This is a genomic window from Sphingomonas gei, assembly GCF_004792685.1.
GTDB classification, from domain to species: domain Bacteria; phylum Pseudomonadota; class Alphaproteobacteria; order Sphingomonadales; family Sphingomonadaceae; genus Sphingomonas; species Sphingomonas gei.
Genome location: NZ_SRXT01000003.1, coordinates 448463 through 461293, shown reverse-complemented (window position 1 = coordinate 461293; position 12831 = coordinate 448463). Strand labels below are relative to the sequence as shown.

At 65.9% G+C, this 12831-nt stretch carries 10 protein-coding genes and 1 tRNA gene; 4 read left to right on the top strand and 7 right to left on the bottom strand.

The genetic code is table 11. The annotated features are described in order from the left end of the window. The first annotated feature begins 61 nt into the window (after window positions 1-61). Together E5A73_RS09205 and E5A73_RS09200 are read left to right on the top strand one after the other, a co-directional pair. Window positions 62-1765: an Hsp70 family protein gene (locus tag E5A73_RS09205; RefSeq protein ID WP_135963511.1), complete on the top strand. Its 1704-nt coding sequence runs from the start codon at window positions 62-64 to the stop codon at window positions 1763-1765. Next, on the top strand, window positions 1762-3360 hold the full coding sequence (locus E5A73_RS09200) for a hypothetical protein (protein ID WP_135963510.1): 1599 nt from the start codon (window positions 1762-1764) through the stop codon (window positions 3358-3360). Before E5A73_RS09205 ends, E5A73_RS09200 begins: the two co-directional genes overlap by 4 nt. A gap of 46 nt (window positions 3361-3406) precedes the next feature. Here the strand turns inward: E5A73_RS09200 and E5A73_RS09195 are convergent, their stop codons facing one another. The 4 genes from E5A73_RS09195 to pnuC all read right to left on the bottom strand — a co-directional run bounded on the left by E5A73_RS09195 (window position 3407) and on the right by pnuC (window position 6610). Beyond that, window positions 3407-3646, bottom strand: a complete 240-nt coding sequence (locus tag E5A73_RS09195) for a hypothetical protein (RefSeq protein ID WP_135963509.1) — start codon at window positions 3644-3646, stop codon at window positions 3407-3409. Between the two features lie 82 nt (window positions 3647-3728). Beyond that, window positions 3729-5522: a translation elongation factor 4 gene (gene lepA / locus E5A73_RS09190; RefSeq protein ID WP_135963508.1), complete on the bottom strand. Its 1794-nt coding sequence runs from the start codon at window positions 5520-5522 to the stop codon at window positions 3729-3731. A gap of 12 nt (window positions 5523-5534) precedes the next feature. After that, window positions 5535-6059, bottom strand: a complete 525-nt coding sequence (locus E5A73_RS09185) for an AAA family ATPase (RefSeq protein ID WP_135963507.1) — start codon at window positions 6057-6059, stop codon at window positions 5535-5537. Further along, window positions 6056-6610, bottom strand: coding sequence for a nicotinamide riboside transporter PnuC (gene pnuC, locus E5A73_RS09180; protein ID WP_135963506.1), 555 nt, complete (start codon window positions 6608-6610; stop codon window positions 6056-6058). Before pnuC ends, E5A73_RS09185 begins: the two co-directional genes overlap by 4 nt. 93 nt (window positions 6611-6703) lie before the next feature. Between pnuC and E5A73_RS09175 the strand changes: the two genes are divergently transcribed. Beyond that, a complete protein-coding gene (locus E5A73_RS09175) occupies window positions 6704-8002 on the top strand; it encodes an FAD-dependent oxidoreductase (RefSeq protein ID WP_135963505.1) in 1299 nt (432 codons plus the stop codon). Between the two features lie 91 nt (window positions 8003-8093). Next, a tRNA-Pro gene (locus tag E5A73_RS09170) sits at window positions 8094-8170 on the top strand. 93 nt (window positions 8171-8263) lie between these two features. Here E5A73_RS09170 and E5A73_RS09165 read toward each other — a convergent pair. From E5A73_RS09165 to E5A73_RS09155, 3 genes are all read right to left on the bottom strand, one after another. Beyond that, window positions 8264-10777, bottom strand: a complete 2514-nt coding sequence (locus E5A73_RS09165; RefSeq protein WP_135963504.1) for an FtsX-like permease family protein — start codon at window positions 10775-10777, stop codon at window positions 8264-8266. 64 nt (window positions 10778-10841) lie between these two features. Further along, entirely contained in the window at window positions 10842-11522 is a 681-nt protein-coding gene (locus E5A73_RS09160; RefSeq protein ID WP_135963503.1) for an ABC transporter ATP-binding protein, read from the bottom strand. Between the two features lie 16 nt (window positions 11523-11538). After that, window positions 11539-12828: an efflux RND transporter periplasmic adaptor subunit gene (locus tag E5A73_RS09155; protein WP_240700108.1), complete on the bottom strand. Its 1290-nt coding sequence runs from the start codon at window positions 12826-12828 to the stop codon at window positions 11539-11541. Between the last annotated feature and the right edge of the window lie 3 nt (window positions 12829-12831).

The window sequence follows — 12831 nt, the reverse complement described above, 5'->3', positions numbered from 1 at the left end:
ACTTGCCTCTGGATAATCCCGATTTGCCTCGCTACCTCTCTGCCCGGGCAGGGGGAACGGCGTGATCATCGGCATCGATCTGGGGACGACCAACAGCGCCGCCGCCCTGTGGCGCGACGACGGGCCGGTGCTGATCCCGAACGCACTCGGCGACTTTCTTACCCCGTCGGCCGTGAGCGTCGATGCGCAAGGCGCAGTGATCGTCGGCATGGCCGCGCGCGAGCGCCAGTCGACTCATCCGCGCGACACCGTGACTGCCTTCAAACGCTACATCGGCACCAGCCAGACGGTGACGCTCGGCAAGCGCAAGTTCGATCCCGAGGAGCTTTCCGCGCTCGTGCTGCAGAGCCTCAAGGCCGATGCCGAGGCGTTCACGGGAACGCAGGTCGAAGGCGCAGTCATCACCGTCCCCGCTTATTTCAACGATCGCCAGCGCAAGGCGACGCGCCGCGCCGGTGAGTTGGCCGGCATCAAGGTCGAACGCCTCGTCAACGAACCCACCGCCGCCGCGCTCGCCTTCGGAGTCCATACGCGCGAGCAGGAGCCGTTCCTCGTCTTCGATCTCGGCGGCGGCACGTTCGACGTCTCGATCGTCGAGGTGTTCGAGGGGATCATCGAGGTCCGCGCCTCGTCGGGCGACAACCGCTTGGGCGGCGAGGACTTCAACGAGAAGGTGGTCGAGATCGCCCGCCCGCGGCTGGAACCGAAACAGACGCTCGACAAGGTCGATCCGCTGATCCTCCAGGAGCTGCTCCGCGCCGCGGCCGAGCGCACGCGGCGCGCGCTGAGCGAGTCCGACACGGCTGAGTTCGGTTTCGTTCATGATGGCACCGCCTTCGCCACTACGATCACCTCCGCCGAGTTCGAGGAGGCCGGCGCGTCGCTGCTCCAACGGCTGCGCGATCCGGTGCTGCGCTCGCTGCGCGATTCGGGAATCCGGGTGGAGACGCTGAGCGAGATCGTCCTCGTCGGCGGGTCGACTCGGATGCCGGTGGTGCGCCGTGCGATCACCCGCATGTTCGGCCGCTTCCCCAACGCCACCGTCCATCCCGATCACGCCGTAGCGCTCGGTGCGGCGGTGCAGGCCGGGTTGCTGGCCAAGGCGAGCGCGCTCGACGAAGTGCGGCTGACCGACGTCTGCCCGTTCACCCTCGGCGTCGACCATGCCGAACCCGACGGGCGCGGCGGCTGGCGCAGCGGATTGTTCTCGCCGATCATCGATCGCAACACCGCCATTCCGACGAGCCGGGTGAGCTATTACCAGACGCTGCAGGACAATCAGCGCAGCATCGAGTTCGGCATCTATCAGGGCGAATCGCGCGACGTCGCGAGCAACGTCAAGCTCGGCCAGGTCCGGCTGCCGGTCCCCGCCAAGCCCGCCGGCGAGATCGTCGTCGAATGCCGGTTCAGTTACGACACCAGCGGCCTGCTCGAAGTCGATGTCAGCGTCCCCGCCACCGGCGTGTCGCGCAACCTCGTCATCATGGACGAAGCCGATCCGCTCAGCGAGGCCCAGATCGCCGCCCGCCGCGATGCACTAGCGGCGCTCAAGATCCACCCGCGCGAGGAAAGCGGCAACATGGCCGCACTGGCCCGCGCGACGCGCTGCTATGAGGGATTCATCGGCGAAACGCGCGACATGGTCGGGCGCTGGATCACTGCGTTCGAGGCCGCGCTCGAGAGCCAGGATCCGCGCCGCATCGCCGAGGCGCGCGGCGAACTGATCGCCGCGCTCGACGCTATCGAAGGCGAGCGCTTCCTGTGAGCTGGCGCAGTCCCGCTTGGGACGTGCTCGGCCTGGATCCCACCACCGACCAGACCGCGATCAGGCGCGCCTATGCCGCCAGGCTCAAGACGATCGATGCCGATCGCGATCCCGAAGCCTTCATCGCTCTGCGCGACGCCTATGATCAGGCGCGGGTCGAAGCGACATGGCGCGACGAGGATGCGGATTACGACCTTCTCGACGACGACACCGCCTTTGCCGACGATGCCGCGCCCTTAGCGGGAGCGAATCTCGCCCCGCCGCCGGATGCCTCTCCGCCCGCTCCCGCCAGGATCGCTGCGCGCGGCCCTTGGGCGCCGCTTCGTCCCGAGGATTATGACGCGCAGGTCGGCAAGCTGCTCGACATGTTCGACCGGCCCGAGGACGCGAATCCCTGGGCCAGCGCGGCGGAGGCCGAGGCGATGCTCGCGATCTGGCGCGTGCTCGCCGGCGATCCGCGCCTCGATCAGATGGGCCACTTCGCCGATGCCGAGCAATGGTTCGCGGGCCTGATTGCCCAAAACCGGCCCTTTTCCGATCCGCTGGTCCGCCCGGTTTCCGACTTCTTCGGCTGGATGGCAGCCGCCGGCGAGATCGGCCAGTCCCCTGCGGTCGCCTTCGTCGCCCAACGCCGTCGCGCACTCGATTTCGCCGCTGCGCTCGACATGCCGGGCCATCCCCTCCACCGCGCCTGGGTCGAGCTCGCGACGCCCGCCAGGGAGCGCTCGCGCCGCGGCCGCGTCCGCCGGCGCGACATCGAGCAGCTGCTCAAGACAGTGCGCCGCGACTTCCCCGATCTCGAAGGCAATTTCGACGGCTATCGCGTCGGCCTCTGGACCAGCAAGAAGGACCGCGGCTGGGTCGCCCAGATTGGGTGGTGGTTCTTCATCGTCATCGCGATCCAGCTGTCGCACCTCACCAAATGCGCCGGCGACCAGACGCCCCCGCCCGCCCCTTCCTTCGTCTCCATCAAGCTCGAAAACCCGCGCGTCGATACCGATCGCGCGCTCGAAAGCCTGTTCGCGGACAAGCTCGACATCAACATCGTGGAAGTCCAAAACCCCGATCTCAACCGCGCCATCCTTGCCCAGTGGCAAGCCGGTCGCGACGCCGGGGCCACATTGGCCGACTATGCCGAATCGCTTCAGGCGCTGCTCGACAAGCGTTATCGCGATGGCCTTGCAAATGCCTCGATCGACGTGCTGCGCGAGCGCCAGCGTCACGAACTGGCCGAAGCCCGATTGGTCCGCAGCATGGGCGCCAAGATCTGCGCCGACCATCTTGGCGGCGAAACGATCAATACATCGTTCCCGCTGCCACCGGCGATCGAGGAACAACGAAAGGCGCTGGTTGCGCGCGTCCTTCTCGAGACCCGCCCTGCCGCCAAACCGCGCCCGAAAGAGATGCGCTTCGCGGTGCCCCCGGATGTCATCGCGGCCAGCGCGACACGTGCCGGTATCGATCGCGCCGCGCTCGTCCGGGCACTGCGTTACGAAGGGCCGGCGGAGGCGCAGTGCGCCGGGCGAATAGCATTCATCGAGACCGTCCTGGCGCTTCCGGACGCGCGCGCCGCGCCGTTGCTGCGGGCGATGTAACGTCTGCCCGCCGGGTAGCCGGCGAGGCACTCTCGCCGGCAGATCGTCAGGCCCAGCTGCGCCCGTCGGGCGCGGCGCAGCCATAGGGCGGCAGTGCACCCGGGAAACGCTCCCTGAGCTTGTGGCAACCCCAACTCCGCAGCGGGCCCGGCATATATCCGTTCAGCGTGATGCCGACCTCGTCATAGGGCGTATCCGAACTCGCGACGTACCGATACCAGCGGAACCCGATCATCACGGCGACGCCGATCAACACGACGCAGAGGACCTGGACGACCTTCTTCATTCGAACTCCCTTCGATGTGGAGTCGGGCAGGTCGCAGCAAATGCCGGGTGCTGCAACCGCGAAGAGGTATCGGCAGTAGGCGTTATTCCTCGCCCATCCGCAACGCTGCGATGAACGCCTCCTGTGGGATGCTCACGCTGCCATATTCGCGCATCTTCGCCTTGCCCTTCTTCTGCTTGTCGAGCAGCTTGCGCTTGCGGGTGGCATCGCCGCCATAGCATTTTGCGGTGACGTCCTTGCGCATCGCGCTGATTGTCTCGCGCGCGATCACCTTGCCGCCAATCGCCGCCTGGATCGGGATCTTGAACAGATGGCGCGGGATCAGCTCCTTGAGCCGCTCGACCATGCCGCGTCCGCGCACTTCGGCGGTCGCGCGGTGGACGATCATGCTCAGCGCATCCACTGGCTCCTCGTTGACGAGGATGCCCATCTTCACCAGATCGCCCGCGCGGTGGCCGATCTGCTCGTAATCGAAGCTGGCATAGCCCTTGGAAAGCGACTTCAGCCGGTCGTAAAAGTCGAACACCACTTCGTTGAGCGGCAGCTCATAGGTTACCTGCGCCCGGCCACCGACATAGGTCAGGTTCTTCTGGATGCCGCGCCGTTCCTGGCACAGCTTCAGGATCGAGCCGAGATATTCGTCGGGGACGTAGATCACTGCCCGGATCCACGGCTCCTCGATCTCCTCGATCTTGGTGGGATCGGGCATGTCGGCCGGGTTGTGCAGCTCGATCTCGCCATTGTTGTGCGTGAGCCTGATCTTGTAGACCACCGACGGCGCCGTCGTAATCAGGTCGAGATCATATTCGCGAGTCAGCCGCTCCTGGATGATCTCCAAGTGGAGCAGCCCGAGGAACCCGCAGCGGAAGCCGAAGCCCAATGCCGCGCTGGTCTCCATCTCGAAGCTGAAGCTGGCATCGTTGAGCCGCAGCCGCGAAATGCTCTCGCGGAGCTTCTCGAAATCGGCGGCGTCGACCGGGAACAGCCCGCAGAACACCACCGGCTGGACTTCCTTGAAGCCGGGAAGCGCTTCGGCGGTCGGGCGCTTGGCGTCGGTCAGCGTGTCGCCGACGCGCGCCTGCGCGACTTCCTTGATCTGCGCGGTGATGAAGCCGATCTCGCCGGGGCCGAGGTCGGGCAATTGCTCGATTTTGGGGCGGAACGCGCCGACGCGGTCGATCAGATGCGTGGTGCCCGCGGCCATGAACTTGATCTGCTGGCCCTTCTTGATCGTGCCGTCGATCACGCGGACCAGGATGACGACGCCGAGATAGGAATCGTACCAGCTGTCGACCAGCATCGCCTTGAGCGGTGCGTCGGCGTCGCCTTTGGGCGCGGGAATGCGCTCGACGATCGCATCGAGGATCTCTTCGATCCCGATTCCGGACTTGGCGCTGGCGAGCACCGCGTTGCTCGCGTCGATGCCGATGATCTCCTCGATCTCGTGGCGCACCTTTTCGGGCTCGGCCGAGGGCAAGTCGATCTTGTTGATCACCGGGATGATCTCGTGATCATGCTCGATCGACTGATAGACATTGGCGAGCGTCTGCGCCTCGACGCCCTGCGCGGCATCGACCACGAGCAAGGCGCCTTCGCACGCGGCAAGGCTGCGGCTGACTTCATAGGCGAAGTCGACATGCCCCGGCGTGTCCATCAGGTTGAGCGTATGGCCCTTCCAGTCGAGACGCACGGTCTGCGCCTTGATGGTTATCCCGCGCTCCTTCTCGATATCCATGTTGTCGAGCACCTGGCTCGACATCTCGCGCTCGGTGAGTCCCCCGGTGCGCTGGATCAGCCGATCGGCCAATGTCGACTTGCCATGGTCGATATGCGCGATGATCGAGAAGTTGCGGATCTTGGATAGTTCGGTTGCCATGATCGCGCGGCCCTAGCAGGCGCGGCCCGCCGCCTCAATCGCTGCTACGGCATTGGCGAACCGCGCCTCGCCCTGCCCCGAGACCAGCGCCCAGCGCACCCCGTGCCGCTCGAGCTCGGCTCTGGAAAGATCGAAGAAGCGCCGGCGCAACGGATCGGTGCCGAACATCCGCGTGCCATCCTTGATCCACGGCAAGTCGATGTCGAACAGCAGGTACAGATCCGCAGTGTTTTGCCACGCGTCGAACCACGGGTCCCTTTTGGCGAACAGCATGTCGGCCCACACCGCGGTCATCAGCGGATCGGTGTCGAGGATTAGCGGATCGGCGCCCGCCGCAAGCATCGCCTCAGCCTTGGCATCGTGCGTCTCGGCAATCTCGACCAGGTCGCGCATCGTGAACATGATGCCGTTCGTCTCGGCATAGTCGCGACCATATTCGTCGAGCATCTGCCCGCCGAAATGCGCGGCGAGCCGCTTGGCGATCGTGGTCTTTCCGACGCTCTCGGGACCGTGGAGACAGATAGTGCGCGGGCTCATGCTTTGGCTTTGGTCCATTGGATCAGGCCCCAGACGGAAAGGGCCAGGAATACGAGATAGAGCCCGGCGGTCAGCCACAGCCCCTTGACGGCGAACAGCGGGATTGCGGCGAGGTCGACGAGGATCCACAGCACCCAGCTCTCCCAGTTGCGGCGCGACTGGAGGATCTGCGCGGCGATGCTCAGGATCGCGATGCTGCCGTCCCACCACGGATAGGCCGCGTCGGTATAGCGATGCATCAGCGCGCCCCAGCCCAGCGCGGCGGCTGTGCAGCCGGCGAGCCACAAGATCCGGGCGGAAGCGGCAAGCTGCTCGACGCGCACCTCGCCGGTGTCGGCGCGCGAACGCGACCAGTTCCACCAGCCATACAGGTTGACCAGAACGAAAAAGAGCTGGAGCAGCGCGTCGCTGTAGAGCTTCTCCCCGAGGAAAATCCACGCGTAGAGCGACACCATCATGAGCGCGAACGGGTAGTTCCACATGCTCCGCCGGACCACCAGCGTCACGTTGATCAGCCCGAACAGGGTGGCGGCGGCTTCGATCGGGCTCACGTTGCGGGCGTAGCAGCAACTTTGCATTGGGGTCGAGTGGCTTGCCCTGCGGAATTGTCACGCTAACCTGTCCCAAAATGCGAGAGGACAGCCATGCGGCATATCGCAGTGATCGGTTCGGGACCCGCCGGCTATTATACCGCCGAGGCTTGCCAGAAGACCTTCGGCGAGGAGGTCCGGGTCGACATCATCGATCGGCTGCCGGTGCCGTTCGGGCTGATCCGCACCGGCGTGGCGCCCGATCACCAGTCGATCAAGGGCGTGTCGCGGCGCTACGAGGCAGTCGCGCTGACCGACACTGTCCGCTTCGTCGGCAATGTGACGATCGGGCAGGACGTGTCGATCGAGGAACTCCGCACGCTCTATGATGCGGTCGTTCTCGCCACCGGCGCGCCGCACGATCGCCGTCTGGAGATCCCGGGCGCAGCGCTGCCCGGCGTGGTGGGCTCGGCGGCATTCGTCGGCTGGTATAACGGCCATCCCGATTATGCCGATCTCGCGCCCCCGCTGGACGGCCCCGCGGTGGTGATCGGCAACGGCAACGTCGCACTCGACGTGGCGCGGATCCTCGCCAAATGCGAGGCGGAGTTTGCCGGCTCGGACATCGCCGGGCATGCCCTGACTGCGCTCAAGGCAAGTGGAGTCGACACGATCACGCTCCTCGGCCGGCGCGGGCCGCACCAGATCGCGATGACCCCCAAGGAGCTCGGCGAGCTCGGCCAGCTTACCTGCGCGGTGCCGGTGGTCGACCCGGGTGACCTTCCTCCCCTGGAGGCCGACACGGCGCTCGATCCGGGCCAGCGCAAGTCGGTCAATCACCTGCGCAGCTTTGCCGCCGCGGGCGACACCGGCAAGCCGACCCGCATCGTCTTCGATTTCTTCGCGATGCCGGTGGCGATCGAGGGCGACGGCAAGGTCGAGCGAGTCATCATCGAACGCACCGCGCTCGGGATGGACGGCAGCGCGCGGGGCACCGGCGAACGCTATGAAGTTCCCGCCCATCTGGTGGTGAGCTGTATCGGCTATCGCACCCCGCCGATCGACGGGGTGCCCTATGACGACCGCTCGGGCCGCTTCGCCAACGAAGACGGACGCGTGCTCCCCGGTCTCTACGCGGTCGGCTGGGCGCGCCGTGGCCCCACCGGCACGATCGGCACCAACCGGCCCGACGGCTTCGCGATCACCGAGAAGATCGCAGCGGACATCGGCGACGGCGCCGGAAAGCGGGGCCGCTCCGGGCTCGATGCATTGCTGGCCAGCCGCGGAGTCGACGTCGTGACCTTCCGCGACTGGCAGAAGATAGACACGGCGGAGATCGCCGCCGCGCGCGCGGGTTCCCCGCGCGAGAAATTCACCAGCATCGAGGCCATGCTCGGCGCGCGCGGGGGCTGATCGCCGCCGCTTGCGCGACTCGATCCTCGTGGTTATAGGCGCCGCTCCAGCATCGGTTCGCCCTCTTGGAGGCGCCGGACCGATACTCCGTCGGGGAGTAGCTCAGCCTGGTAGAGCACCACGTTCGGGACGTGGGGGCCGGAGGTTCGAATCCTCTCTTCCCGACCATTTTCATTTCGCATGTTGGCCGTCTCGTCCGCAAACGAAGCGGGCGAGAGGTTGCCCCCTCGCCCGCCCCGGCCAGGCCCTGAACTGACGCGCCTACTCGTAGCGCAGGGCATGGACCGGGTTGGTGCGCGCGACGCGGAAGGCGTGCGCGCCGATCGTGCCGATGGCGATCAGCACGGCGAGCAATCCCGCGAGCACGAAGGGAGTCGGCGTCAGCCCCATGCGGACGTCGAACTGGTTGAGCCAGTCGCGCATCACCCACCAGGCGACCGGCCATGCGATCAGATTGGCGATCAATACCGGACGGCTGAACTGCCAAACCAGCAGCCGGACGATGTCGCGGGTGCGCGCGCCGAGCACCTTGCGGATGCCGATCTCCTTGGTACGGCGCTCCGCAGTGAACGAAGCGAGGCCGAACAGTCCGAGGCAGCCAATCACCACGGCGAGCACTGCGAAGGCACCGAACAATTGCGCGCTCCGCTCGTCGCGCTTGTAGACATTGTGGACGATGTCCTCGACGAACCGTGACCGGTAGGGGACCGACGGCACCAGCCGTTTCCACAACGCCTCGACCTCGGCGTTGATCGCCTTGGGATCGCCTTCGAACCGCACCATCATCTGGCGAAAGCCGGTCTTCTGGTAATAATAGAAGATCGGCTGGAGCGGATCGCGCACGGTGCGGTAGCGGACGTCACTGACGACGCCGACCACCGTCGTCGGCAAATAGCCGAGCGTGCTGTCGACCATCCCCCCGTCGACTCGCTGGCCGATCGCCGCCTGGGGGCTGGCAAAGCCGAGCCGCTTGGCCGCCACTTCGGACAGCATGACGTTGAGCCCGCGCGCGACCAATGCGCGATCCTCCTTGAAATCGATCTGGTCGGCGGACGGTGGCGTGGTCGCGTCGTCCATGCCGTTGGCTTCCGAGAGGTTGCGCCCGGCAAGCAGCCGCATCCCCATTGCAGGCAGCATGTCGGGCTCGATCACATAGATGCCTAGCTCCACCGCCTCTTGCCCCGGACGCCTGAACGACGTCGCGGAGTTGCTTCCGGCGATCACCGCGATCGAGGTGCGTGCGGCGGCGGTCACCCCCCGGATCCGTCGCACCTGCTCGACAAGTGCCTGGCCAGCTGCCTCGGCTTGCGGCGTGATGAGGTTCTCGACCTGAAGCAGGCCCTCCCGCTTAAATCCCGCGTCGGCGGTGCGCGCATAGATCGTCTGGCCGTAGATCACCACCGTGCAGATGATCAGTCCGATCGAGACGGCAAACTGGGCGACGACGAGCAGATTGCGCAGCTGGCCATTGCCCTCCGCCTCCGCCGCAGACTTGTTGGCCTTGAGCACGCGCGCGGGCTGGAAGCGCGAAAGATAAAAGGCTGGATACACCCCACCCGCGATCCCGACGATCAGCGTGAGCACGATCACGGGAAGCAGAACTCCGCCGGCACCGAAATAGTCGACCGTGATCTGTGCATCGAGAAACGCGTTGAGCGCCGGAAGCGCGAGTTCGAAGAGCGCCAGGCCGAGCACCGTCGCGATCGCCGAAACCAGCATGGATTCGCCGATGAACTGGATGATCAGCTGCTTGCGGGTCGCCCCCAGCACCTTGCGCAACGCCACTTCCCTCGCGCGCTGCGAGGCGCGCGCCGTGGCCAGATTGGTGAAGTTGATGCAGGCCATGCCGAGAATGAGCAGCGCCACCACCGCAAAGGTGATCACGGTACCCTTGTCCCCGCTCCCGCCCGGACCGTCCTGCGCCTCGCCCAGATGGATGTCGGGGACGCGGACCAGCTTGAAATCCTGTTGGTCGCCGGGATTGGTGTGCTGCCCTTCGGTGACGTCGTCGGGGATGTTGCGCTTTTCCCAAGCGGGAAACTGCGCCTCGATGTCGCGCGGATCGGCGCCGGGCTTCAGCTTCGCGTAGATGTAACCGTTCTGGTTGTTCCACGAGGTGAGCACGCCGGGATTGTCAGCGAAATAGCTCTGCGGATCGAAGCGTGCGATCAGCGCGGTCTCGGCTTCGAGATGCGTGTTCTTCGGCAGGTCGCGGAATATCCCGGTCACGCGGTAATCGGCGGTCATCTTGCCGCTGATCAAGGTGATCGTGCGCCCCATCGGATCGGCATTGCCGAATTGCGCCTTGGCCGCGGTTTCGCTGAGCACGACGCCGTGCGGATCGTCGAGCGCGTGCTTCGGATCGCCGCGGACGAAGGGTATCTGGAGGATGTCGAAGATCGGCCCGTCGGTCAGTGCGGTCCGGCCCGGCGAGACCGGCTGGCCGTCGCGCATCACGGCGACCCGGCCGGTATAGAAATAGACGACGCGCTCGATCTGGGGGAAGTCCTTGCGCAGCGCAGTTCCCGAGGCGAAGCTGCTCGACTGCAGCTTCATTTCCTCGCCGCCCGCCTTGGTCGGCTTGTAGAAATCCTGGAGCTGGAATGCGCGATCGGCGCCGGGCATCCAGCTGTCGTAGCTGAACTCATAGCGCACGAAGGCGAGGATCAGCAGGCACGCGGCGATGCCGAGCGACAGCCCGAAGATGTTGATGAAGGCATAGACCTTGTTCTTGGCCAGCGCCCGCAGGCCGACGGTCAGGTAATTGCGCCACATGATCTGGTCCTATTCGTAGCGAAGCGCGTGGATGGGATTGGTGCGTGGACGAAAGGTCACTCCGCTACGCCGCCCGCCGACGCTCCTGCAGGATGCGCCCGTCGAGCATCGACACGATCCGCCCCGCATAATCGGCGTGCGCCGGCGAGTGGGTGACCATCACGATCGTCGAGCCTTCGCCGTTGAGCGTCTGGAGCATCCGCATCACTTCCTCGCCATGGTGCGTATCGAGATTGCCGGTCGGCTCGTCGGCGAGGATCAATTTGGGATTGGCGACCAGCGCGCGGGCAACCGCGACGCGCTGCTGCTGGCCACCTGAGAGCTGGCTCGGCCGATGCCGCGCGCGATGCGCGATGCCGACCTTGTCCATCACTTCGTCCACCCGGCGCTTGCGCTCCGAGGCGGAGACATTGTGGTAGAGCAGGGCCAGCTCGACATTGTCGCGGACGCTCAATTCGTCGACCAGGTTGAAGCTCTGGAAGATGAAGCCGATGCTCTCCTTGCGGACGTCTGCGAGCTTGCTCTCGGAGAGCCCGGCGACTTCCTTGCCGTTGAACACATAACTGCCGCTCGACGGGCTATCGAGCATCCCGATCATGTTGAGCAAAGTCGATTTGCCGCAGCCCGAAGGCCCCATGATCGCGACGAACTCGCCCTCGGCGATATTGAGGTCGATCGCGTCGAGCGCGGTCGTCTGCACGCTGTCGGTTCGGTAGACCTTGGAGAGTTCGCGCATCGTCAGCATGAAAGTCCCTTTCGCTTCATTTGGTCAGGTCGAGGCGGGTCTTGTCGGTGTAGCCGGTGTACGGCGAGGTCAGCACCTTTTCGCCCGCATCGAGCCCCTCGAGCACCTCGATGAACTCGGAATTGCGGCGACCCAGGCGGACCTGGCGCTTGACTGCGCTGCCGCCGTCGGGCGTCACCACGAAGATCCAGTTGCCGCCGGTCTCGTTGTAGAAGGCGCCGTTCGGCACCAGCAAGGCCGGGGCGGGATCGCCGAGCGTCAGCCGCGCCTGCATCGTCTGGCCGCGCTGGATGTTGGCGGGCTCGGCGCCGATGAATTGCAGGTCGACCTGGAACTGGCCGTTCTGCACCTGCGGATAGATCTTGGTGACCCTGGCATCATAGCGCTTGCCGCCGAAGTCCACGCTGGCGCGCTGCTGGAGCTGGACGCGGCCGAGATAGAATTCGTCGACGCCGGCGATCAGCTTGTTGCGCCCGGGGCTGTCGATCTGCCCCACCCGCTCGCCGCGCTGCAGCGACTGGCCGACCTGCACCGAAAAGCCCGAAAGCTGCCCCGCGACGGGCGCACGAAGCTGGAGCGCGTCGAGATTGGCGCGCGCGATCGACAGGCCCGACTGCATCGATTGCGCGGCGGCCTGCTGCTGCGAGAGCTGGCTGGTCTGCAGCCGCGCGTCGGTCGATTGGCTGCGCTCGAGCGCCGCGAGGTTGCGTCGGCGATATTGGTAATCGGCCTCAGTGTCCGAAAATTGCTTGGCGGTGACGAAGCCCTTGCCAGCGAGCGGCTTCTCGCGCTCGTACTGCCGCCGCGCCTTGTCGAGCGCGAGCCCCGCCTCCAGCACCGCGCGCTCGTTGGCCAGGCGGGTCTGCGCCAGCGCCAGCTCCTGGCTGCGCATGTTGTTGATCTGCTGCTCGACTTCGGTCTGGCGCGCGAGCGTCGAGAGCTGGAGTTCGGCGTTGGACAGCAACGCGATCGGCTGGCCCTGCGCGACCGTCGCGCCGTCCTCGACCAGCATCTTCTCGACTCGGCCGCCTTCGACTGCGTCGATATAGACGGTGAGCAAAGGCGTGACCCGCGCGCGGAGCGGAATGAAATCGTCGAAGGTGCCACGCGTGACGGTCGAGATCGTCACATGGTCCGAACCCACCGTCTGGCTCGAGCCCGATGGCGCGAACCACCAGAACAGCAACGCCGCCGCCAGCACGATCACGCCGGCGATTGCGGCCTTGACCGGAGCCGAGAGCTTCCGCGTCTCGACCACCGCGTCCATCCCGCTGCCGCTGACCGGGCGCTCTCCATCTTTCTGCATCCG